Annotated in this window: 20 protein-coding genes and 1 pseudogene; 14 read left to right on the forward strand and 7 right to left on the reverse strand. The window is 64.2% G+C overall.

Features of this window, described 5'->3' with window-relative positions; genetic code table 11:
• Positions 1-94: 94 nt before the first annotated feature.
• From AB6806_RS17145 to AB6806_RS17190, 10 genes are all read left to right on the forward strand, one after another.
• Complete coding sequence (locus AB6806_RS17145; RefSeq protein WP_370954997.1) at positions 95-1,078, forward strand: threo-3-hydroxy-L-aspartate ammonia-lyase; 984 nt, start codon at positions 95-97, stop codon at positions 1,076-1,078.
• A gap of 181 nt (positions 1,079-1,259) precedes the next feature.
• Positions 1,260-1,526, forward strand: coding sequence for a 30S ribosomal protein S20 (rpsT, locus tag AB6806_RS17150; RefSeq protein ID WP_038365000.1), 267 nt, complete (start codon positions 1,260-1,262; stop codon positions 1,524-1,526).
• 841 nt (positions 1,527-2,367) lie between these two features.
• Positions 2,368-3,831 (forward strand): chromosomal replication initiator protein DnaA, encoded by a 1,464-nt coding sequence (gene dnaA, locus AB6806_RS17155; protein ID WP_051988271.1) that lies wholly within the window; start codon positions 2,368-2,370, stop codon positions 3,829-3,831.
• Between the two features lie 154 nt (positions 3,832-3,985).
• On the forward strand, positions 3,986-5,101 hold the full coding sequence (gene dnaN / locus AB6806_RS17160; RefSeq protein ID WP_112762424.1) for a DNA polymerase III subunit beta: 1,116 nt from the start codon (positions 3,986-3,988) through the stop codon (positions 5,099-5,101).
• A gap of 13 nt (positions 5,102-5,114) precedes the next feature.
• Complete coding sequence (gene recF / locus AB6806_RS17165) at positions 5,115-6,242, forward strand: DNA replication/repair protein RecF (RefSeq protein WP_370954998.1); 1,128 nt, start codon at positions 5,115-5,117, stop codon at positions 6,240-6,242.
• Positions 6,243-6,318: 76 nt separating this feature from the next.
• The gene (locus AB6806_RS17170; protein WP_142022450.1) at positions 6,319-6,933 is read left to right on the forward strand and encodes a LysE family translocator; all 615 of its coding nucleotides are present in this window, start codon (positions 6,319-6,321) and stop codon (positions 6,931-6,933) included.
• A gap of 6 nt (positions 6,934-6,939) precedes the next feature.
• Entirely contained in the window at positions 6,940-7,293 is a 354-nt protein-coding gene (locus tag AB6806_RS17175) for a hypothetical protein (protein WP_142022451.1), read from the forward strand.
• A 192-nt stretch (positions 7,294-7,485) separates the two neighbouring features.
• On the forward strand, positions 7,486-9,318 hold the full coding sequence (gene recQ / locus AB6806_RS17180) for a DNA helicase RecQ (RefSeq protein WP_370954999.1): 1,833 nt from the start codon (positions 7,486-7,488) through the stop codon (positions 9,316-9,318).
• 262 nt (positions 9,319-9,580) lie between these two features.
• Positions 9,581-12,019: a DNA topoisomerase (ATP-hydrolyzing) subunit B gene (gene gyrB, locus AB6806_RS17185; protein ID WP_038365008.1), complete on the forward strand. Its 2,439-nt coding sequence runs from the start codon at positions 9,581-9,583 to the stop codon at positions 12,017-12,019.
• A gap of 362 nt (positions 12,020-12,381) precedes the next feature.
• The gene (locus AB6806_RS17190; RefSeq protein ID WP_142022453.1) at positions 12,382-12,564 is read left to right on the forward strand and encodes a hypothetical protein; all 183 of its coding nucleotides are present in this window, start codon (positions 12,382-12,384) and stop codon (positions 12,562-12,564) included.
• A gap of 39 nt (positions 12,565-12,603) precedes the next feature.
• Here the strand turns inward: AB6806_RS17190 and AB6806_RS17195 are convergent, their stop codons facing one another.
• The 5 genes from AB6806_RS17195 to AB6806_RS17215 form a co-directional block, all read right to left on the reverse strand.
• Complete coding sequence (locus AB6806_RS17195; RefSeq protein WP_210245679.1) at positions 12,604-12,843, reverse strand: type II toxin-antitoxin system Phd/YefM family antitoxin; 240 nt, start codon at positions 12,841-12,843, stop codon at positions 12,604-12,606.
• Between the two features lie 28 nt (positions 12,844-12,871).
• Positions 12,872-13,099: a hypothetical protein gene (locus AB6806_RS17200; protein ID WP_370955000.1), complete on the reverse strand. Its 228-nt coding sequence runs from the start codon at positions 13,097-13,099 to the stop codon at positions 12,872-12,874.
• Positions 13,100-13,138: 39 nt separating this feature from the next.
• A complete protein-coding gene (locus AB6806_RS17205) occupies positions 13,139-14,374 on the reverse strand; it encodes a hypothetical protein (RefSeq protein ID WP_370955001.1) in 1,236 nt (411 codons plus the stop codon).
• A gap of 684 nt (positions 14,375-15,058) precedes the next feature.
• Positions 15,059-15,532 carry a methyltransferase family protein gene (locus tag AB6806_RS17210; protein ID WP_142022455.1) on the reverse strand — a complete coding sequence of 158 codons (474 nt, stop codon included), beginning with the start codon at positions 15,530-15,532 and terminating at the stop codon, positions 15,059-15,061.
• 21 nt (positions 15,533-15,553) lie between these two features.
• Positions 15,554-16,447: an NAD(P)/FAD-dependent oxidoreductase gene (locus AB6806_RS17215; protein WP_185747988.1), complete on the reverse strand. Its 894-nt coding sequence runs from the start codon at positions 16,445-16,447 to the stop codon at positions 15,554-15,556.
• A gap of 228 nt (positions 16,448-16,675) precedes the next feature.
• On the opposite strand from AB6806_RS17215, the gene AB6806_RS17220 reads away from it, so the two are divergent.
• Positions 16,676-17,323 carry a TetR/AcrR family transcriptional regulator gene (locus tag AB6806_RS17220; RefSeq protein ID WP_142022457.1) on the forward strand — a complete coding sequence of 216 codons (648 nt, stop codon included), beginning with the start codon at positions 16,676-16,678 and terminating at the stop codon, positions 17,321-17,323.
• Positions 17,324-17,530: 207 nt separating this feature from the next.
• Here AB6806_RS17220 and AB6806_RS17225 read toward each other — a convergent pair whose 3' ends face one another.
• Positions 17,531-18,547 carry a zinc-binding dehydrogenase gene (locus AB6806_RS17225; RefSeq protein ID WP_142022458.1) on the reverse strand — a complete coding sequence of 339 codons (1,017 nt, stop codon included), beginning with the start codon at positions 18,545-18,547 and terminating at the stop codon, positions 17,531-17,533.
• A 136-nt stretch (positions 18,548-18,683) separates the two neighbouring features.
• On the opposite strand from AB6806_RS17225, the gene AB6806_RS17230 reads away from it, so the two are divergent.
• Positions 18,684-19,019: a winged helix-turn-helix transcriptional regulator gene (locus AB6806_RS17230; RefSeq protein WP_142022459.1), complete on the forward strand. Its 336-nt coding sequence runs from the start codon at positions 18,684-18,686 to the stop codon at positions 19,017-19,019.
• 162 nt (positions 19,020-19,181) lie between these two features.
• Positions 19,182-19,459: pseudogene (locus AB6806_RS17235) on the forward strand (transposase); the annotation flags it as partial.
• 212 nt (positions 19,460-19,671) lie between these two features.
• On the opposite strand, the gene AB6806_RS17240 reads toward AB6806_RS17235, so the two are convergent.
• Positions 19,672-21,105: a helix-turn-helix domain-containing protein gene (locus tag AB6806_RS17240; protein WP_370955002.1), complete on the reverse strand. Its 1,434-nt coding sequence runs from the start codon at positions 21,103-21,105 to the stop codon at positions 19,672-19,674.
• Positions 21,106-21,208: 103 nt separating this feature from the next.
• Between AB6806_RS17240 and AB6806_RS17245 the strand changes: the two genes are divergently transcribed.
• The coding region (locus AB6806_RS17245) for an acyl-CoA carboxylase subunit beta (protein ID WP_370955003.1) at positions 21,209-22,095 on the forward strand (887 nt) is incomplete at its 3' end.

Raw genomic sequence — 22,095 nt, forward strand, 5'->3', positions numbered from 1 at the left:
CCTGCCGCATGGCGGCGTCGAGCGGCCCCGCCTTGATGGACCGGCGCTCCTGCTGGCAGATAGAACACGTCTTTCGCCAGCAGGATTTCCCGCCATGAACGCCCAGACCGGACCGTCCCTCCCGACCTATGCCGATGTCGAGGCGGCGGCCGAGCGGCTGAAGGGCATCGCCCACCACACGCCGGCGATGAGCTCCGCCACCGCCAACCGGCGGACGAATGCGAGCCTGGTCTTCAAGCCCGAGAATTTGCAGCGCATGGGCGCCTTCAAGTTCCGCGGCGGCTACAACGCGATCGCCTCGCTCTCACCCGCGCAGAAGAAGGCCGGCGTCGTCACCTTCTCCTCCGGCAACCATGCCCAGGCCATCGCCTATGCGGGCCAGCTCTTGGGCGTGCCGACCACGATCATCATGCCCAACGACGCGCCGGCCGCGAAGGTGGCGGCGACGGAGGGCTATGGCGGGCAGGTCGTGCGCTATGACCGCTATACGCAGGACCGGCTCGCCATCGGGGATCGCCTCGCCAGCGAGCGCGGGCTGACGATCATCCCCCCTTACGACCATCCCCACGTCATCGCCGGCCAGGGCACAGCGACGAAGGAGCTGATCGAGGATGCCGGCCCCTTCGACATCCTGATCGTGCCGCTCGGCGGCGGCGGGCTGCTCGCCGGCGCGGCGCTCGCGGCGAAGACGCTCAATCCGGGCTGCCGGATCTTCGGCGTCGAGCCGGAGGCCGGCAATGACGGGCAGCAGTCGCTGCGCAAGGGCGAGATCGTGAAGATCGGCGTGCCCAAGACGATCGCGGACGGGGCGCAGACCGCCTTCCTCGGCGATCTCACCTTCCCGATCATCCAGCGCGACGTCGAGGACATCGTCACGGTGAGCGACGCGGCGCTGATCGACGCGATGCGCTTCTTCGCGGAGCGCATGAAGCTCGTCGTCGAGCCGACCGGCTGCCTCGCCGCGGCGGCCGCCTTCACCGGCGCCGTGCCCGTCGAAGGGCGGCGCGTCGGCGTCATTCTCTCCGGTGGCAATGTCGATCTGGCGAGCTTCGCCCGCTTCATCGCGCCGTCAGTGTGAGCCTCATGGTAAAGCTCACGCGGATTCCGCGTTGACGGCGGCCGCGCGAGCGATTATAGCCCCACCACTCGCGGCGGCCCGCGCAAGCTCGGCCGCCGCTCACGTGTTTCCAGCAAGGTAGCGGTCAGAACCGCCGGCTCAACGCCAGGCGACGGACCGTGATGAAGACGAGGACGTTTGGATGGCCAATACGACGTCGGCCAAGAAGGCCACGCGCAAGATCGCGCGGCGCACCGAGGTCAACAAGAACCGCCGCTCGCGCATGCGCACCTTCCTGCGCAAGGTCGAAGAGGCGATCGCCACGGGCAACAAGGCCGCCGCGGCCGAGGCGCTCAAGGCTGCCCAGCCCGAGATCATGCGCGCCGCGCAGAAGGGCGTGGTTCACAAGAACACCGCCTCGCGCAAGGTTTCGCGTCTCGCCCATCGCATCGGCGCGCTGGCCTCCTGAGCCACCTTCGCGGACCGCATCGCATCGCTTAAAGCCCGGCTCGACGCCGGGCTTTTTTGTTGGCTTCAAGGCCCCCTGTTGCCGCCTCGCCACGCGCCGCCACGGAAGAAAAAAATCGTTACGGCAAGCCGATTCGGCAATCTTTCCACGGCTTTACGGACTTGACTCTCCGGGCGCTTTCGGGGCGCGGAATCGCTGCTTCAGCAGGAGTCTGCCGCACATGGAAAGTCATTATTTTTCATCATCTTAGCGGGCAAAGGATTTTGAGGCGAGAGAATCGCGGCGACTCCAAGGCACCCATTCGCCCCTTTGAAAAAAAAGATTCGGCCGCCGCGAGCGCGCCCGCTGTAAAGAAAAGATTAAGTTCCCCAACCAATTGCAGCCCCCCGACCCCGTTCGATCCGGGGGGGCGGAAGCCACCTCGCTCCGAAGCCGGCTGAAAGGGATATTGCAGCCCGTCGAGCGCGCCCTGTAAGGTCACTTCATCGCCGGGCGGACAGCAATGAACGCGGTGGCGGTTTCCATAGATTATCGGTGTTTTGGCTCGCGACCAGGGAGGTTGGAGAATGCGGCTCTTTGTCTTCTGTATTGAGATGAAGCGCGGCTCCAGCCAGCGGCGAGCCTTCCAAGCGTAATCGACAGAACCGGGATTTCCTGACCTGTCGGGCGGATGCGCCTGCCGGGCCGGGATCCTTTTTAACCGGACAACAGCGCCGGGAAGGCGGTTGCCTCTGCAATCGCCCCTCCGAAGGCGTGTTCAATTTTGAAGCAAATGGGGCCATTGATGTTCGAGCGGCAGCAAATCGGAGATACGGTCGAGGCAGCGTCGGTGGTGGTGACAATGGCGGTCGAGGAGACTGCTCCGGTCGGAGCAGAGGACGCGTCGCTCCAGGACGCCTGGGAGCGTGTGCGCCGGCGCCTGCGTGCCGAACTCGGCGAGGATGTCTTCTCGAGCTGGTTCGCCCGGCTCGAAATCGCCGGCATCGTCGGGGGCATCGCCTATCTCACCGTCCCGACCCGCTTCCTGAAAAGCTGGCTCGAGGCCCATTACGCCGAGCGGCTGCGGGTGAACTGCATCGCCGAGCTGCCGGCGCCGAAGGGCGTGCTGCTCTCAGTCCGCCAGGCTTCGCGCGACACCACGCCGGCCCCGCTGGCGGAAGCCGTGATGCGCAGCCGCCCCGCCTCTTCGACGACACCGGTCCCGGCCGAGGCGGCCAAGCCCGGCGCGGCGACCGCCCAGTCCGGCGAACCCGAGCTGGTCGATGTCTGCGGCACGACGCTCGACAGGCGGATGAGCTTCCAGAACTTCGTCGTCGGCAAGTCGAACCAGCTCTCCTTCGCCGCGGCCGAGCGCATCGCGGCGGCGCCGGCCGGACAGAGCCCTTACAACCCGCTCTATCTCCATGCCGGTGTCGGCCTGGGTAAGACGCATCTGCTGCAGGCCATCGCGCAGGAAGCCAGGCGGCTGGGCAAGCGCGTCGCCTATTTCACGGCGGACCGCTTCATGTACGGCTTCGTCGCGGCGCTGAAGTCGCAGACGGCGCTGGCCTTCAAGGAGAAGCTGCGCGGCATCGACCTGCTCGTCGTCGACGACGTGCAGTTCATCCAGGGCAAGTCGATCCAGCAGGAGTTCGGCCACACGATCAACGCGCTGCTCGATGCGGGCAAGCAGATCGTCGTCGCCGGCGACCGCCTTGCCGGCGAGCTCGAGGCCCTCGACGAGCGCATCCGTTCGCGGCTGGGCGGCGGTCTGGTTGTCGAAGTGGGCGAACTCGACGAAGCCTTGCGCGCCAAGATCCTGGCGACCCGGCTGGAAGCGCTGCAGAGCGCCCATCCCAACTTCCAGGTCAGCCCGGATGTGGTGGCCTATGTCGCCCGCGTCGTCGCCACCAATGGCCGCGATCTCGACGGCGCCGCCAACCGGCTGCTCGCCCATGCGACGCTGTCCGGCCAGTTCGTGACGCTGGAGACGGCGGAGGCGGCCATCCGCGACCTCGTGCGGACGCGCGAGCCGCGCCGGGTCAAGATCGAGGACATCCAGAAGCTCGTCGCGACGCGCTACAATGTCAGCCGCGCCGATATCCTCTCCGAGCGCCGCACGGCCGCGGTCGTGAAGCCGCGCCAGATCGCGATGTATCTGTCGAAGGCGCTGACCCCGCGTTCGCTGCCCGAGATCGGCCGGCGCTTCGGCGGGCGCGATCACACCACGGTGCTGCATGCCGTGCGCAAGATCGAGAAAGCGATCAGCGAGGACCGCTCGCTGCATGAGGAGGTCGATCTCCTGAAGCGCATGCTGCAGGAGTGAGGGAGCGGCCGCTCGCGCCTGTCCTGCCAAATGGTTGTGGTTGCCGGGATGCGCGGCCCTTGCGCGCCCGGCTGCTGTCCGGCAATGTCGCTGGCCATTCATTCGGGCCCGGGCCGTCATGCCTGGGCGGCTAGCGTCAGAAGACTAGACAATCATGAAGGTCACGGTCGAACGTTCCACGCTGCTCAAATCGCTCGGCCACGTGCATCGCGTGGTGGAGCGCCGCAACACCATCCCGATCCTGTCGAACCTGCTGCTCAGCGCCACTGATGGAGGCCTGCGCCTCAAGGCGACCGATCTCGACATCGAGGTGGTGGAGACGATTCCGGCCGATGTCACCGAGCCCGGCGCGACGACCGTGCCGGCGCACACCCTCTATGACATCGTCCGCAAGCTGTCGGACGGCGCACAGGTCTCGCTGGAGACCACCGGCGACACCGGCCTCGTGCTGCGCTCGGGCCGCTCGCGCTTCCAGCTCCAGACCTTGCCGGAAAGCGATTTCCCAGACATCACCGCCGGCGAGATGGCGCATCGCTTCGTGCTGCCGGCCGGCGAGCTCAAGCGCCTGATCGACAAGACCCAGTTCGCGATCTCGACCGAGGAAACGCGCTACTATCTCAACGGCATCTATCTCCACACCATCGATGTCGATGGCCGCCCGGTGCTGCGCGCCGTCGCGACCGACGGGCACCGGCTCGCCCGGGTCGACACCGCCGCCCCGCAGGGCTCGGCCGGCATGCCCGGCGTGATCGTGCCGCGCAAGGCCGTGGCCGAGATCCAGAAGCTGCTGGAGGATGGCGAGAGCGAGGTCGCGGTCGAGCTTTCCGGCTCGAAGATCCGCATTGCCGCCGCCGATGTCGTACTGACGTCGAAGCTGATCGACGGCACCTTCCCCGACTATCAGCGCGTCATCCCCTCCGGCAACGACAAGCGGCTGACGGTGGACAGGGGCGATTTCGCCGCTTCCGTCGACCGCGTCTCGACGATCTCCTCCGAGCGCGGCCGCGCCGTGAAGCTCTCCATGGCCGACGGACGCATGACGCTCTCGGTCACCAATCCGGATTCCGGCTCGGCGACCGAGGAGATCGAGGTCGATTACGAGGCGAGCCCGCTCGATATCGGTTTCAACGCCCGCTACCTGATGGACATCGCCGCCCAGCTCGACGGCGACACGGCGCTGCTGAAGCTCGCCGACCCGGGTTCGCCGACCGTGATCCAGGACCGCGAAGGCGCCTCCGCGCTCTATGTGCTGATGCCGATGCGCGTGTGAAGGGCTTTCGGCCGTGACGGCCGTTACGCGCCTGATCCTGCAGGATTTCCGTTCCTACGAGGCCCTCGATCTCCCGGTCGAGGGTCAAATCGTTGCGCTGATCGGCGAGAACGGTGCCGGCAAGACCAATATCCTCGAAGCGCTCTCGCTCTTCGCGCCCGGCCGTGGCCTGCGCCGGGCCGAGCTGCCCGGCATGGCGCGCCAGGGCGGCGACGGCAGCTTCGCCGCGTCCATCACCTTGGCCGATGAGGCCGGCCGGCTTGGTATCGGGCTCGGACCGCTCGATGCGGAGGGGCGCCGCCCGCGCATCGCCCGCATCGACGGCACGACCGCCGGCTCGGCGCTGGCCTTCAGCGAATATCTGCGGCTGGTCTGGCTGACGCCCGATCTCGACGGGCTGTTCCGCGGCGCCGCCGGCGACCGGCGCCGTTTCCTCGACCGTCTCGTGCTGGCGATCGATCCCGGCCATGCGACCCGCTCGAACGCGCTGGAGCGGGCTCTGCGCTCGCGCAACCGCATCCTTGAAGAGAGCCCCAATCAGGGACAATGGCTCGACGCCGTCGAGCGCGAGGTCGCCGAGCTCGGCGTCGCGGTCGCCGCCGCCCGGGCCGAGACGGTGGCGCGGCTCTCCGCCATCATCGCCGAGACGCGAGACGAGGCCTCGCCCTTCCCTTTCGCGGATATCGCACTCTCCGGCGAGATCGACGCGCTGGTTGCGCGCCTGCCGGCCGTCGATGCGGAGGATGCCTATCGCGACCTGCTGCGCCAGAGCCGCCACCGCGACCGCGCCGCCGGGCGCACGCTCGCGGGGCCGCAAGCCTCCGATCTGGAGGTCCGGCACGGGCCGAAGGATATTCCAGCCGGCCAGGGTTCGACCGGCGAGCAGAAGGCGCTATTGATCGGGCTCGTGCTCGCCCATGCCAGGTTGGTCGCCGCGATGAGCGGCATCACGCCGCTGGTCCTGCTCGACGAGATTGCCGCCCATCTCGATCCGCGCCGCCGCGCTGCGCTCTACGAGGGGCTGACCGGGCTCGGCTGCCAGGTCTGGATGACCGGCGCGGATGCGGCGCTGTTCGGCGATCTTCCAGCCGGGGCACAGCGCTTTTCGGTGACGCCGGGGCGGATCGATCCGCTCGATTGATCGGTCAGGCCACGGCTTGCGATGGGACGCTTCGTCGCGTTCCTGCTAATCTCGCGGGCAGTCTCGGAGGCTTTCCATGGACATCTCCAGCCTTGCCCTGTTCGCCGGCGTCTATTTCCTCGCCGTCGCCTCGCCCGGCCCCGCCATCGCGGCGCTGGTCGCGCGCTCGCTGTCATCGGGCTTCCGGCGCTCCTTGCCCTTCCTCGCCGGCATCGTCGCGGGCGATCTCGTCTGGTTCACACTGACCGCGCTGGGCTTGAGCGTGCTGATGCAGAGCTTCCACGGCGTCTTCGTCGCGATCAAATATGCCGGCTGCGCCTATCTCCTCTACCTCGCCTGGAAGGCCTGGACGGCGCCGGCCGAAGCACCGAAGCCCTCCGCTGCCGCCCGCGGCGAGGGTGCGCGCCTGTTCCTCGGCGGCATTGCGCTGACGCTCGGCAATCCCAAGGTCATGGTCTTCTTCCTGTCGATCCTGCCGCTGGTGATCGATCTCAACGCGATGAGCACGCTCGCCTTCGTCGAGGTCGCGGCGCTGATCGCCCCGATCATCACGGGCACGCTGATGGCCTATGCCTATGCGGCCGACCGGGCTCGGCGCCTCGTCGCCAGCCCGCGCGCGATGCGCTGGATCAACCGGACGACCGGCGGCGTGATGGCCGGCGCGGCCGCCGCGATCGCGACGCGGAGCTGAGCGGCCTTGGCTCTGGCGGCCGGCCTCATCGATCTCGGCTTCGCGCTGTTCCATGCCGCGTTCCGGCGGTTGTTCGGCTGGCCGGAGCGGCTGGCACCCTCGGGCAGCCTGAACACGGCGATCACGCAGACGCTCAACGCGATGCTGATCTTCGTCTTCCTCGCCTATGGCGCGACCTTGATCTGGCTGGCCGGGCAAGGCCGCGTCCACCCTGTGCTGCCGCTCGTGGGCGCCGCCTTCTGGGGCCTGCGGCTGACGCTGCAATTCATCTGGTTCGACCTCAAGCCCTGGCCGTCCAAGCTGATCACGGCGGTTTTCGCACTGGCGATCGTGATCCATCTCCTGGCGGTCAAAATCTGAGGTGCGCCTAATCCCCTCACCGTCATCCCGGACGAAGCGAAGCGGAGATCCGGGATCCATCGTAAAGCGCCGCGCCTTTCGATGGATCCGGGTCAAGCCCGGGATGACGGTGGTGGCTCCGAGGGAGATCGACACAAGCTTTGGCCTCGAAAGGCTGGCCAAGCGCGCCCGGCTGCGGCACATCCCTTGTCCATGTCGCCATCCCGCGAATCAGACGCCCGCGCGATCCTCAAATCCGTCTGGGGCTACGATGATTTCCGCCCCGGCCAGTGGGAGGTGATCGCCGCCGCGCTCAACGGCGAAGACGTCTTCGCGGTGATGCCCACGGGCTCCGGCAAGTCGATGTGCTACCAATTGCCGGCGCTGGTCGCGGGCGGGCTGACGCTGGTCGTCTCGCCGCTGATCGCGCTGATGCGCGATCAGGTCGGGCAGCTCGTCCGGGCCGGCGTCTGGGCCGCCTCGCTCAACTCGATGAATACCGAGGAGGAGGCGGCGCAAGCCTGGGACCGGCTGAATTCGGGCGATCTCAGGCTGCTCTTCGTCTCGCCCGAGCGGCTGGCCGGCGAGGGACTGGTCGGCCGGCTGAAGCGGCTCGGTGTGACTCGGCTCGCCATCGACGAGGCGCATTGCGTCTCGCAATGGGGCCATGATTTCCGCCCCGAATACCGCCTGCTCGCCAAGACGCGCGAGGCGCTGGGCGGCGTGCCGGTGACGGCGCTGACCGCGACCGCCGACCGGCAGACCCAGGCCGATATCGCCCAACAGCTTTTCCCGCAGCCGCCGCGCATGGTGGTGCATTCCTTCGACCGGCCGAACCTGAAGCTCGCCTTCGCGCCGAAGGAGCAGCCGCGCCGGCAGATCGACGATTTCCTGCGCCGGCACCGCAACGGCTCCGGCATCGTCTACTGCTCCTCGCGCAGCAAGACTGAGCGTCTCGCCACGGCGCTCAGCGAAAAGGGCTGGAACGCCCTGCCCTACCATGCCGGGCTCGAGCAGGAGACGCGCAACCGCAACCAGGACATCTTCCTGCAGGAGGACGGCGTCGTCGTCTGCGCCACCATCGCCTTCGGCATGGGCATCAACAAGCCGGATGTGCGCTTCGTGGTCCATGCCGATATGCCGGGCTCGATCGAGGGCTATTACCAGGAGATCGGCCGCGCCGGGCGCGACGGCCTGCCGGCGGATACGCTGACGCTCTATGGCGTCGACGACATGTCTCTGAGGCGCCGCCAGATCGACGAGAAGCAGATCGACGACGAGCGCCGGCGCATCGAGCACAAGCGCCTCAACGCGATGATCGACCTCTGCGAGAACGCCTTGTGTCGGCGCAGCGCACTGCTCGCCTATTTCGGCGAGGAGACACCGCCCTGCCGGCATGGCCAAGCGCCGTTCCGCTGCGATCTCTGTAGTGCGGAGGCGCCCGCGTTGCAGGATGCGACGCTCGATGCGCGCAAGCTGCTCTCGGCCGTGATCCGTTCCGGCGAGCGCTTCGGCGCCGGCCATCTCGCCGATATCCTGACGGGCACGACGACCGAGGTCATCCGCCGGCAGAACCATGACGGGCTTAAGACCTTCGGCGTCGGCGCCGACAAGCCCAAGGCCGCCTGGATGGGGCTGACGCGCAAGCTCTTCGCCGCCGGGGCGCTGGCCGAGGCCAGCGCCGAGCACGGCGGCTTCAAGCTGACGCCGAAGGGCGAGGACATCCTGTTCGGCCGAGAGGAGATCGCGCTCCGGGCCGACCCGTTCGCCGAGCGACGCTCCCGCCGCTCGGAGCGCGACGCGGCCCGCGCCGACGGGCTCGACGAGGGCACGGCCGGCCTGTTCGAGCATCTGCGTAAGCTCAGGCTCCAGATCGCCCGCGAGGAGGGCGTGGCGGCCTATATCATCTTCACCGACCGGACCCTGATCGCGATGGCGCGCGAGCGGCCGCTGGGCCTGGACGAGATGCGGGCGATCGAGGGCGTCGGCGAGCGCAAGCTCGCGCAATATGGCGAGGCCTTCGTCGAGGCGATTTCGGAGTTTTGAGGCTAAGGCTCACCCTGTCCGTCGTCATTCCGGGCGCAGCGAAGCGGAGACCCGGAATCCATCGTCGAACGCCGGAGCCCTCCGATGGATTCCGGATCGGCGCCGCTTCGCGGCTTGTCCGGAATGACGAGGCAGGGGAACCAAACCGCCCCTCTACGCACACGCACGCGTAGGCGCGTGAAAAAGCCATCGTCTGCCCCTATATTGTCGTTTCGAATCAGGATCATCGCGGGCGCTCGCTCGCCCGCTCAGGGACCATTTCATGACCGATGCCGCGCTCAGCGCCCAGCCCGACGACTACGGCGCCGATTCCATCAAGGTTCTCAAGGGCTTGGATGCCGTTCGCAAGCGGCCTGGCATGTATATCGGCGACACCGATGACGGCTCGGGCCTGCATCACATGGTCTACGAGGTCGTCGACAACGCCATCGACGAGGCGCTGGCGGGTCATGCCAACCTCGTCACGGTGACGCTGAATGCCGACGGCTCGGTCACGGTCAGCGACAATGGGCGCGGCATCCCCACCGATATCCACAGCGAGGAAGGCATTTCGGCCGCCGAGGTCATCATGACCCAGCTCCATGCCGGCGGTAAGTTCGACCAGAACTCCTACAAGGTCTCGGGCGGCCTGCACGGCGTCGGCGTCTCCGTCGTCAACGCGCTCTCGGTTTCGCTCAAGCTGCGCATCTGGCGCGGCGGCCACGAGCACTACATGGAGTTCCGCCATGGCGACGCAGTGGCGCCGCTTGCGGTCGTCGGCCCGCAGGGCGACAAGCGCGGCACCGAGGTGACCTTCCTGCCGTCGCAAGAGACCTTCACCATGGTGGAGTTCGACTACAAGACGCTTGAACACCGCCTGCGCGAGCTCGCCTTCCTGAACTCGGGCGTGCGCATCGTCCTGACCGATGCGCGCCATGCCGAGATCGTGCGCGAGGAGCTGATGTATGATGGCGGCGTCGAGGCCTTCGTGCGCTATCTCGACCGCGCCAAGTCCTCCGTGATCGACAAGCCGATCATGCTGACCTCGGAGAAGGACGGCATCACCGTCGACGTCGCGCTGTGGTGGAACGACAGCTACCACGAGAACGTGCTCTGCTTCACCAACAACATCCCGCAGCGCGACGGCGGCACCCATCTTGCCGGCTTTCGCGCCGCGCTGACGCGCCAGATCACCGGCTATGCCGAAAGCTCCGGCATCTCCAAGAAGGAGAAGGTCTCGCTCACCGGCGACGATTGCCGCGAGGGCCTGACCGCGATCGTCTCGGTCAAGGTTCCCGACCCGAAATTCTCCTCGCAGACCAAGGACAAGCTGGTTTCCTCGGAAGTCCGCCCGGTCGTCGAGAATGTGGTCAATCAGGCTCTCTCGGAGTGGCTCGAAGAGCATCCAGGCGAGGCCAAGACCATCGTCGGCAAGGTGGCGGAAGCCGCTGCCGCCCGCGAGGCCGCCCGCAAGGCGCGCGACCTCACCCGCCGCAAGGGCGCGCTCGATATCGCCTCACTCCCGGGCAAATTGGCTGATTGCCAGGAGAGGGATCCCGCCAAATCCGAACTCTTCATCGTCGAGGGTGACTCGGCCGGCGGCTCCGCCAAGCAGGGCCGCGCCCGCGAATACCAGGCCGTGCTGCCGCTGCGCGGCAAGATCCTGAACGTCGAGCGCGCGCGCTTCGACAAGATGCTCTCGTCGGACCAGGTGGGTACGCTGATCACGGCGCTGGGCGCCGGCATCGGCCGCGCCGATGCCGAGCAGGGCGGCTTCAACCTGGCGAAGCTGCGCTACCACAAGATCATCATCATGACCGACGCCGACGTCGACGGCGCCCATATCCGTACGCTGCTCTTGACCTTCTTCTACCGGCAGATGCCGGAATTGATCGATGCCGGCCATCTCTTCATCGCCCAGCCGCCGCTCTACAAGGCGGCGCGCGGCAAGAGCCATGTCTATCTCAAGGACGAGCGGGCGCTGGAGGAGTACCTGATCGATTCGACGCTGGACGGCGCGACCTTCCGCACCAGCGAGGGCGTGGAACGGGCCGGCGCCGATCTCAGGGTGCTGATCGAGGAAGCCCGCAACGTCCGCAACGCGCTGGGCCAGCTCCATTCCCGCTATGACCGGCGCATCGTCGAGCAGATGGCGATCGCCGGCGTACTGCATCCGGTGAGCGAGGAGAACGAAGCCCAGGCGAACGAGGCGGCAGCCTCTGTCGCGCGCCGCCTCGATGCGATCTCGGACGAGCTGGAGCGCGGCTGGGAAGGCAAGGTGAGCGAAGGCGGCTTCGTGTTCTCGCGCATGATCCGCGGCGTGAAGCAGGCAGCGACCATCGACGCAGGCCTCCTCGCCAGTGCGGAAGCCCGCAAGCTCGATGCCGCGGCGGGTTCCCTGCAGGAAGCCTATGCCAAGCCGGCGATGCTTACCCGCAAGGGCGATTCCTTCCCGATCAACGGCCCCACCGACCTGTTCGATGCGGTCTCGACCATCGGCAAGAAGGGCGTCGCGCTGCAGCGCTACAAAGGACTGGGCGAGATGAACCCCGACCAGCTCTGGGAGACGACGCTCGATCGCGACGTGCGCACGCTGCTGCGCGTCAAGAACGACCAGAACGACGAGGCCGACGACCTCTTCGTCAAGCTGATGGGCGACGTCGTCGAGCCGCGGCGCGAATTCATCCAGACCAACGCGCTGAACGCCACCGTCGACATCTGATCCCGCTGCAATGTAGGGGCACCCTAAAGCCTGACTCTCTGGCCGGGTTGTCGGACTCAAATGACGTAGATCTTCGACTCGGGTCGATGCTGCGTTTGATGCAGTCGTGCGGGCGGGCGAATGAGCGACAGCGTTGGGCTGGTCTGGATATCGCCCCGCTGGGCGCTGCGATTCCCCATCCCCGACTTGTGGCTTGGGGCTCGCAAGAGTAGTGCTGCCGGCACTACCGTAAACCAACCAATGGCCGCGGTAGTTCCGTCATGACGCGTAGCCTCATGGCCCGTACGATCGGCTGACGCGGTTCGATCACATATGATCCCCGGTAGTGCCGTCTCGACGCAACCTGATTGTTGGAATGAAAATTGACTGATCGGTCGTCGCAATCGACGGAAGAGACGAAACCGACCTTGAAAGGGTCGACTTCGGTCGCGCTCACGCAGGACGGCGAACGCAGTCAGACTGAACTGGCCGACGCCAGCAAACAGAGAGTGCGCGAACTACGAGCGCTGATGCGCAAACAGAAGCGCGACAAAAAGGCACCGTGAAGCCTCGGTATAGTCAGCCTTGGTGCGACATGGGAAGTTTCAGTCGAGGTCCCAACTACCGCGCTCATGCTCGGGCAGCGGATCCTGGAAGCGCTCGTCGATGGCGATCTTGCCCTTGAGCGTTCCAAAGCGTCGTTTGCCCCGTGGCGCAATGGGCGCCAGACGCACAACCGGCACGCTGCGGCGGGTGATGACCACGTCTTCACCCGCCAGCGCCTTCGCAATCAATTCGGACAGTTGGATTTGTGCTTCACGGACCGAGAACTGGGGCACGAGCATATCCCTTCCAACTTGGCCACACCGCATCTCAGGCCGCTGACCAGCGCTTTTGGGTGAGGCCGTCCAGTGCGCGTATAGCTTGCTCCTGATCGTAGATGTAGCCGCCCAACTCTGAGTACGGAGCGATGGGAGGCACGCCCAGCCGCTGCAGAGCGGCAACCGCGGTCATCGAGCCCTTTTTGCCGATGTGCTCCGAAGCCTCCGTAGCGAGGATATAGGTTTTCTCGAACCGTTCGACCTCTTCCAAGGTGAACACGACGGAATGGCCGCGCTTCCCCCCGCGGAGGATGCCAGCTCAGACCAGATTGGCCATGAGTTTTGAGACAATCCTAAGCCTTTCGCCGACTTGCCGGGACTGGAGGACAGGAATTTCTGCGATCTCCGCCTGCCTGTCCTCCTCCGCCTGCCGCTCGACTTCGAACTGCCGAACCGCTTCGACGAACTCTTCGCGGTCGAAAATGTAGGCCTTGATATCTGGAGGCCCGAAGGCCGGCTTCAATCCAAGGCGCTTCGAGAACCAAACTGGATTCATCTCAGGATCTTTGGTGTTCGCTTCCAGCGCCTCAGCGACGTCCCTTCCGCCTAGATACCGATCGCGAAAGCCAGCGAGTTGGGTCGCGGAGAAATCGAACTGGCCGCCCTGTCGGGTTGACGTGAGGAGCCCCCTCTTTTCGATAAAGGTTATCGTGTCGCGGTTGATGCCCACGAGCTCCGTGATCTGCGAGGCGGTGAGGTGCTCATCAGGATCGAACTCGAAACGCGGCGCCTCCTCAATCACAACGGAGTTCAGGCGTTCGATCTCTGCCAGCGCGCATTTTCGCTCGTAGAGATAACCCGAATAGTCCGGCGGCCCGGCGACCAATTTCTGATCTCTGAGCAGATTGATTGCCTTTTGAGCAGTACAACGGAGGAGCTCTCCAGCCTCGACTGTGGTGAGGAAGCGGGCACGAAAATCGCTGACCGCATCCTCACTGATGCGCCGCCCGCGACTGTTGACCTCACTGGGAAGGATACCGGCGCCAATAAGCTCCATTCCGAGGATGTAAGGGACCTGGAGCTGACTGAGAGCATGTTTCGGTGTGAGCCAACCGCCCGCAGAATACGATTCGGCCTTGGTTTCCGACTGAGACCAACTTCGGATCGCTTCTTCAGTTTCCCGGCGATGGTAGATGAACCGCTTGGCGAATTCCCGCTCGCCGACTGACTTGACCCCTATTGTTTTCAGGAGCTGGTCGGCCGATTGCCAGCCTAACAGGCCGAAGGTCTCTGCCAACTTGCTAGACGTGGTGTAGAGGTCGTTGAACTCGTCAATATGCTGCTTCGAAACGCTGTAGCGGTTTCCCGTCTTCACAAACGGGAGGTAGCCAGCATCTCGAACCTCCTTCGCGGCCGCCGGCGTAAGCCCGATCTCGGCACTGGCTTCGAGGAAGGTGCGCATGTCCCCGCGGTCTTTCTGCAGGGCAGACTTGATGTCGACTACGCGTACCTTGAGGCGAGTTAGTCCTTCCGCATTGTCGTCGATGGCGCACACCGAAAGGTGACCCGGAGGTCAAGAGCGTGCCTAATCCTAGTATTCAGCGCCATTTTGGGGGAAGCGTATCCATTCTCAAAATCGTTTATCGTCTTCCGCGAGACTTTGGCATTTTGCCAAAGCCAAGACTGCGAGACATTCGTTAGTCAGCGAGCAGCCTGGCAAAGGAAGCCGGGCAGAGGCTTATCGGCAGGCATTGGTATGAACCCGGTCGCGGTGAGAGGCGCGGGCTCTCCATCACCCATATAAAAAATTTTCATACTGCCACTAAAATTCCAGCGCGGCGATTGTCGCTGAGGTTTGGTCTTCGCTTCTTGCGTCCTCCCAAGGGTCTCAACGGTCAGCCCGTCTGACGCGCGATCAAGAAGCTGACTTGCCCGCGCTCGGCTCGAAGCGAGCTTGGAAGGCGAGGCTGATCGCGGGGCTGACATCGATGCGCCTGCGTACGACTTTCAAGAACCGGCCGAAGGAATTGGTCGCAGGATTGTAGGATCGGTCGATCGATCCTTGCAAACGCGGGAGCCTACCAATAGCGCAGATTCCCTTCTTGGGGTGCCGCGGGCGTTCATATTCTAAGGATGCTCAGTAGATCGTCAGCGCCGGCACGTAGCTCACTAGCAGCAGCACGAGCATCGCCACCCCAAAGAAGGGCCAGAGCTCGCGCGTGGTCTCGCTGAGCGAGGGTCAGAACCAGCGGCGGACCTCGGCCTTGTAGCGGCGGTAGTCGTCGCCGAACTTCGCTTCGAGATAGCGCTCCTCGCGGGCGATCACCTGCGTCTGGATCCCGATCAGCACCAAGGGGAGCAAGGCGAAGGCGATCGGCCAGTCGAAGGCGATCGCAAGGCCGGCATAGACAAGCGCCATGCCAAGATACATGGGATTGCGGGTCCACCGGTAAGGACCGGTCGTTGCGACGAGGGTCGTTGGCTGCGAAGGCGGAACGTTGGTGCCGAGCCGCCGGAACAGCCCCGCCGCCGCAAGCATCATCGCCGCGCCGGCAACGAACAGCAGCGCGCCCGTCGCGACCAGCAACCGCCAGTCGATGCCGAAAGAGCGCAGGGCGACGAACCGCTCCGCCGCCAGCCCCAACAGCAGCGCTCCCAGATAGAGGAAGGGCGGAGGGAAGCGCACACCCGCGCTGTCCGGCTCGACGGCCATGCTCATCTCCAATCTGTGCTCTCAAACCAGCATCGACTGCTGGGAGAAGATGCCCGCCATCGCGCCTTGCCATGATGCCGTGGTCACCGAGGGGATGACGGGGTTGGTGAGGTCCCCCGCAGCGTAGATGCCGGGCATGCTGGTTTCGCGGCGCTCGTCGACCTTGAGGACGATGCCAAGAGGCGTGTCGACCGTGGCGAGACCCAATGCTTCATGCAGGCTTGCGGACGGCTTGTTGCGCGGATGCGCGAACAGGATGTCGACCGCGACATCGGGGCCGGTATCGAGCTTGACGGTGGCGCCATGCTCCCCGTGATGGGCGACCTCGGTGATCCGGCCGTCGACGACAGGTGTGTTGCGACGCCCCAGATCAACCCGGACATCGGGCGGAATGTCGTGACCATCGGCGAAGACGGTCAACCTGTCGGTCCAGTCGTGGAACAGCCTGACCTGGTTCATCGACTGCGGGCCGGACCAGACGAGGCCCCAATGCTGGTCGGCGACTTCAAAGCCATCGCAATAGGGGCAAGGGATGATGGATGTGCCCCAGCTTTCGGCAAAGCCCGGAACAGCAGGCATCTGGTCGACAACGCCATAACTCAGGATCAGGCGGCGCGCGCCAAGGCTTTCGCCGTCGCCGGTGAGGACGGAGAAATTGTCGATGGTGCCGGAGATGCTGTCGGCCCGGGCATTGACCAGCTTGATCGCGGGATAACGCGCCAGTTGCTGTCGCGCCTCGGCCAGGATGTCCAGCGGCGGCTTGTGATCGTGGCCGAGCATGCCATGCGAGCGGCCCGCGAAGCGATTGCGCGGCAGGCCGGTATCGAGAACGGTGACCTTGCGGCGGGCGCGGCCGAGCTGAAGGGCGGCGGCGAGACCGGCAAAGCTGCCGCCAATGATGATGACGTCATCCATGGTGATGGGCTCCGTGTTGCGGATGGAGGGAGTTGGGCTGGACCTGGCGCTGACTTGGGCGCGAGCGAGGCCGATGGTGGAAAGCGCGGCCAGCTTCAGCAGGGTTCGTCGTTGCATGGTCTCTTGTGTTTCAGGTCGGCAAACGTCCGACGACCGCACTTGCGTATTTCGGAAACTGTATGGTATCGTATTTTGGGAATTACGATACTGTCAAGGACCAGAATTTTCGTGACCGAAAACAGCCGGGGCCGGCGCGGCCGGCCCGCCAACGAGGCGCTTGGCCAAACGATCGTCGACACCGCGGGCGAACTTTTTGCGGAATTGGGTTTTCAAGCGACGACTTTGGACAAGGTCGCCCAGCGAGCGAAGATATCCAAGCTCAGCATCTACAGGCACTTCGAGAACAAGGAGGCGCTGTTTGGCGCAGCGTTTGCGGCCCGCTGCCATCAGTTAATACCGCAGGCCCTTTTTGAAGGCGTCGACGGTTCGGCCGAAGACCAGCTCATGGCGGTGGGATCATCGCTGCTTCGCACGCTGTCGAGCCCGGAAGTCCGCAATGTCGAAGCCATGGTCATGGCCGACGTCACGAGTCAAACGTCGTTGAGCAAGCTCCATTACGAAGCCGGACCCGCCCATATCATCGCCCAAATCGAGGCCCTGTTGCGTCAATTGCACGCGAAGGCGCTTCTGAACGTGCCCGATCCACTCCGGTCGGCCCGCTTGTTTGCCGCGCTTTTCAAAGGATCCGATCTCCTGATGATCGCCCGCTTCGACGAGGCGAGAGCAGAGGACGACAACGAAATCGAATCCTATTGCCGGTCGGCCGTCGCCATGTTCATCGCCGCGCACGGCGGCAAGGACCGCGCGGGCGGATAGCATGCCTCGCATCTTGGCCCTGACATCGACCTTCGGCCCGCCCGAAGGCGCCAGCGCGACGTCTGTTGTCGCGATAGGCCAAGCCGTCCGCGCGAACTGGCCGAGCAGCGCGTTCGGAATGAAGCGGGTCCGATTGCCGTAGATCCGTCTGACCGCCCGTGCCTGCGGGCGGATCACATGAGCGGCGCGCTGAGGGATGGCGTTTGCTCAGAACGATATGAGGACGTTGCCCTGCTTCTTCGGCGATGTGGCGGCGTCGACCGCGGCGTTGATGTCGGACAGGTCGAAGGTCGAACCACTGTCGAAAAGCTTGGGTGAGGTGCGCGCGATATCGATCGCGGCGTCGTAATCGCGCGCCTGGTCTTCGGCACTGGTTTCCGAATGCCACGTGCCGATGGTCGCACCGCGCAGCGTCAGTGCCTTCGGCAGGAACATTGTCATGTCGGCCGGGCCTTTGGCGAGGAGACCGAACGAGATCAGCGTCCCGCCCTCATTCAGCAGCCAACCGCTTTCGGTGACCATCTTGCCGCCTACGCCGTCGATAATGAGCGGGATGTCGTCACCTGCCGCCTTGCGAACGGCATCCTGCCACCCGTTGGTTTCGGTCGGGACGATGTCGGTAACCGGGAGCAGTTCGGCGAGCTGCTTCGCGCTGTCCTCCGAACGGACAAGACAGATCAAGGGGAGGCCTTCCCGCAGCGCCAGCACGGCGATGAGCTTACCTACGTGTGATGAGGCGGCTGTCAGCACGATACGCGTAGGACGTTTGCCGACGGTCTGCTCCGCGACGCGGAGCACATGAAGCGCGGTGATCGTGTTGAGCAGCATCTGAGTTGCCACATCATCGGTGATATCGTCAGGAACCGCGACCAGCGAGCGGGCCGGGAGATCAACCGATGTCTGCCAGGTGCCGTCGCCCATGAAAGCCACCCGCGTGCCAATGTCGATGCCCGTTCCGACCAATGCCTCCGGACTGGCTTCCTCGAATATGCCGACCCCTTCCATGCCGGGGACGCGTCCTTCGGGAATGTCGTCGTGGCTCGACACATAATGCGCGGCCATGACCTGGAGATCGGCGGGATGGATCATGCTGCGCGTCAGCCGCACCCGCACCTTGTCGGCCGCGAGTGGCGGCAGCGGAATATCCTTTTCGGCCCGCAGAACCTCCTGGGGGCTGCCGAAGCTGTAATGGGCCACACGACGCATCGGGTTTTCAAGACTCATCGGATTCTCCTTCGAAAGCGGCCTTGCCGCGCGCTTCAAAGAGGATAGGGTGCACAAACACCACCACCAGTACTTACCTTTTTGTAAGTGTTAATTTGAGGTGATTGTGATGCCAGGGCCTGCATTTCGCTGCGGCATGGAAGCCGTAGTCGACCTCGTCGGAGGCAAGTGGAAGTTGCTGATCCTCCACTATCTTCACGCCGACAGACTAAGGTTCAGCGAGCTCCGTCGGCAGCTTGGTAACGTCAGTGAGAAAATGTTGAGCCAGCAGCTCAAGGAAATGACCCGCGACGGATTGGTACGCCGGATCGACTTTCAGACGGTGCCGCCCCATGTCGAATACGAGTTGACGCCGCTGGGATTGGACCTTTCTGGATTGATGACGGCAGTCGCCGACTGGGGCAATCGCAACATGGAGAAGTTCTGTACGATAAGGGCTCGATCTATCCAGTCAGCAGCCGAATTGCCGTGAGATGATGATGCTTGAAAAGGGGGTCTCGGGTCGAAAGGCAGCAGTTAAGTCGGTCGGGTATGGTCGTCAAAAGCGCCGGGTGGAAGCGCCCAGGAGCCGTTAGGGTCAGGACCCTTTGCTGTGATGGCCGCGATCTGGTTCAGGCTCCGTGAGGAGACTGGCATGAGCGACCTGTTTGGCTGACGGAAGTGCAGATGGAGCGGCTCCGACTGTTCTTTCCGAGGAGCCACGGCAAACCGCGCGTTGATGACCGACGGGTGCTGAGCGCCATCGTATTCGTCAACCGGAACGGAATGCGATGGCGAGACGCGCCGAGCGCCTACGGCCCGCACAAGACGCTCTACAACCGATGGAAGCGCTGAGGTGAAGCGGGCGTGTTCACGCGGATGATGGAGGGGCTGGCTGCGGTCGGTGCCGAGCCGACAACGGTCAGATACGATAGGCGGCACTACCATGTGCCCTTCGGTGGCCGAAAGGGCTCTAGCTACGGTTCGCGTGAGCAGGGCGCCTACGCCAAGGAGTTCTATATCACCGTCAAGACGGCCTACACGCTGGCCTGAGACAGCATCCGAACATGGCTCGTACATCTTCTCCGCCCAACGGGAATTCACCGCTTGCTCTGGAAGGGTGATCATCGCTTCCGGGACGGTTGTTAGTTTGGACCTAATCGGTAAGGCACGACAAATCGGCTATCATGATCGACGTGGATTGAGCCGCCAGCGGGCGGAAACGCACGTTGCGTGCAGTTGCTTCGCTCGCAAAGACGACAGCTGGTCCCGATTTTCACGACTTGCTTCGGATTTGTGATGTCTAATTCGTCAGCATACACAACCTGTCCCGCATCCCTTAGCTCGCAGCCCAATCCGATGGCGTACCTACGTCGCGGAGCAGAATGGCCTATTCCCGCCTTCGTTATTGCCTGGGCTAGCGACAGGTATCGTACGCCATCGGGCATTTCCGCGACCTGCACCAAAATTCGATCAGGCGTCTCAAATGCTTCGTGGACATTCCAAAGGGGGCAGGCGCCGCCATAGCGAGCGAAGCGCAATCGGGTCGCGCTGTGTCGCTTGGTAATGTTTCCGGCCCTATCGACGCGCAGAAAGTAAAAGGGGATACCCATCGCCTTCGGCCGCTGAAGGGTCGATAGCCTATGACCAACCTGTTCGAAGCTCGTGCCAAACAGTCTTGCAAGAAGGCTGAGGTCATGGCGATGCCTTCGCGCAGAGGCGAGGAAATCCGTGTACGGTAAGAGCACGGCCCCGGCGAAATAATTCGCCAGCGCGATTTCGCAGACGGCACCGGCGTCCGCGCTGCGGAACGTCGCATGTCGCACGGTCTCGTCGATCGCATCCCGAGCTTCGAGGAGTGCAAGTTGATGCGCGAGCGCAAAATTTTGGCTAGATGATTCAGCATAGCCGTCGATCGCGATCGTTTTTGTGCTGCGATCGAGCCGCCGCATTGCGCGCTCAGAGCCTAGTGACCGATCAAAAACGACCTTGAATTTATGTCGAGTTGCCAGGCGGTCTATGAGGGCTTCATGGAGAACGGCCGGTTCGGCTCGCAGCTCGGCTCGCAGCGCTTCGCCTTGATGGTCAAGGCTGTCAACGTAGTTTCCAATCCGGTGGAAAAAGTCCCGAACCTCGTCATATGGAAAAACCAGGCCCGCCCTCGCGGTAAGCTGCTCTGACGAGAGCAAAGTGCCGTCTAACGCCTGATATTTGTCCTCCATTGCGCGATATGCTGCCTGCAGATGGACAACGGCCCGAGCGATGCCGGGAGCATATTGAATCGTCGCCTTGAGTTCGGCCTGACCAGTCGGCACCGTGGCCAAGATGGGTTCTGCAAGCGCGTCGCGAAGATCGACGAGTAACCGGTGCTCATCGTTTTCCGAGAATGCCGACACATCCACTTTAAACACCCGAGCCAATTCAACGAGCACGGCGGCGCTCAAAGGTCGCTGGCCATGCTCGATTTGATTCAGATACCCGGCCGATATGCCAAGTTTCTTGGCGAGATCGCCTTGGGCCCAGCCGGCCTCTTCCCTAAGCCTGCGGACGGCAGGGCCTGCAAAGAGCTTACGTCGCATTGCAAATTTGTTGGGTTAGCATTTTAGCAGTTTGGCACTAATTTGCGAGATCGAGATTTTCGCATAAGCCCCAACCTGGGAAGTACAAGGCTGGGGCTTGCCTATGCGCGATATCCTCGAACAGCTCGAATCGCGGCGCGAGGGCGCGCGCAAGGGCGGCGGCGAACGGCGCATCGAGGCGCAGCACAAGCGTGGCAAGCTCACTGCCCGCGAGCGCATCGAGCTGCTGCTCGACAAGGACTCCTTCGAGGAGTTCGACATGTTCGTGCAGCATCGCTGCGTCGATTTCGGCATGGACAAGGCCGAGAAGATCCCCGGCGACGGCGTCGTCACCGGCTGGGGCACGGTCAATGGCCGCACCGTCTTCGTCTTCTCGAAGGATTTCACCGTCTTCGGTGGCTCGCTCTCCGAGACCCATGCCCAGAAGATCACCAAGATCCAGGACATGGCGCTGAAGATGCGCGCGCCGATCGTCGGCCTGTTTGATGCCGGCGGAGCTCGCATCCAGGAAGGGGTGGCTGCGCTCGGCGGCTATGGCGAGGTCTTCAAGCGCAATGTCCAGGCGTCCGGCGTCATCCCGCAGATCTCGGTGATCATGGGCCCCTGCGCCGGCGGCGACGTCTATTCGCCGGCGATGACCGACTTCATCTTCATGGTCCGCGACACCAGCTACATGTTCGTCACCGGCCCCGAGGTGGTGAAGACCGTCACCAACGAGACCGTGACCTCCGAGGAGCTCGGCGGCGCCAAGGTCCACACCTCCAAGTCCTCGGTCGCCGACGGCTCCTTCGAAAACGATGTCGAGGCGCTGCTGCAGGTGCGCCGCCTGCTCGATTTCCTGCCCGCCAACAACACCGCCGGCGTGCCGGAATGGCCGTCATTCGACGTGCCTGATCGTGTCGACATGAGCCTCGACACGCTGGTCCCGGACAATCCGAACAAGCCCTACGACATCAAGGAATTGATCCTGAAGACGGTCGACGAGGGCGA

It is taken from the genome of Allobosea sp. RCC_152_1 (assembly GCF_041360765.1).
In the GTDB taxonomy this organism is placed as follows: Bacteria; Pseudomonadota; Alphaproteobacteria; order Rhizobiales; family Beijerinckiaceae; genus Allobosea; species Allobosea spartocytisi.

Excerpts from the sequence above, each read along its gene's own strand:
- AB6806_RS17145 (WP_370954997.1), top strand. The coding sequence starts at position 95 with ATGAACGCCCAGACCGGACCGTCCCTCCCGACCTATGCCGATGTCGAG.
- rpsT (WP_038365000.1), top strand. The coding sequence starts at position 1,260 with ATGGCCAATACGACGTCGGCCAAGAAGGCCACGCGCAAGATCGCGCGG.
- dnaA (WP_051988271.1), top strand. The coding sequence starts at position 2,368 with ATGGCGGTCGAGGAGACTGCTCCGGTCGGAGCAGAGGACGCGTCGCTC.
- dnaN (WP_112762424.1), top strand. The coding sequence starts at position 3,986 with ATGAAGGTCACGGTCGAACGTTCCACGCTGCTCAAATCGCTCGGCCAC.
- AB6806_RS17170 (WP_142022450.1), top strand. The coding sequence starts at position 6,319 with ATGGACATCTCCAGCCTTGCCCTGTTCGCCGGCGTCTATTTCCTCGCC.
- recQ (WP_370954999.1), top strand. The coding sequence starts at position 7,486 with ATGTCGCCATCCCGCGAATCAGACGCCCGCGCGATCCTCAAATCCGTC.
- gyrB (WP_038365008.1), top strand. The coding sequence starts at position 9,581 with ATGACCGATGCCGCGCTCAGCGCCCAGCCCGACGACTACGGCGCCGAT.
- AB6806_RS17195 (WP_210245679.1), bottom strand. The coding sequence starts at position 12,843 with ATGCTCGTGCCCCAGTTCTCGGTCCGTGAAGCACAAATCCAACTGTCC.
- AB6806_RS17210 (WP_142022455.1), bottom strand. The coding sequence starts at position 15,532 with ATGGCCGTCGAGCCGGACAGCGCGGGTGTGCGCTTCCCTCCGCCCTTC.
- AB6806_RS17215 (WP_185747988.1), bottom strand. The coding sequence starts at position 16,447 with ATGGATGACGTCATCATCATTGGCGGCAGCTTTGCCGGTCTCGCCGCC.
- AB6806_RS17225 (WP_142022458.1), bottom strand. The coding sequence starts at position 18,547 with ATGAGTCTTGAAAACCCGATGCGTCGTGTGGCCCATTACAGCTTCGGC.
- AB6806_RS17230 (WP_142022459.1), top strand. The coding sequence starts at position 18,684 with ATGGAAGCCGTAGTCGACCTCGTCGGAGGCAAGTGGAAGTTGCTGATC.
- AB6806_RS17240 (WP_370955002.1), bottom strand. The coding sequence starts at position 21,105 with ATGCGACGTAAGCTCTTTGCAGGCCCTGCCGTCCGCAGGCTTAGGGAA.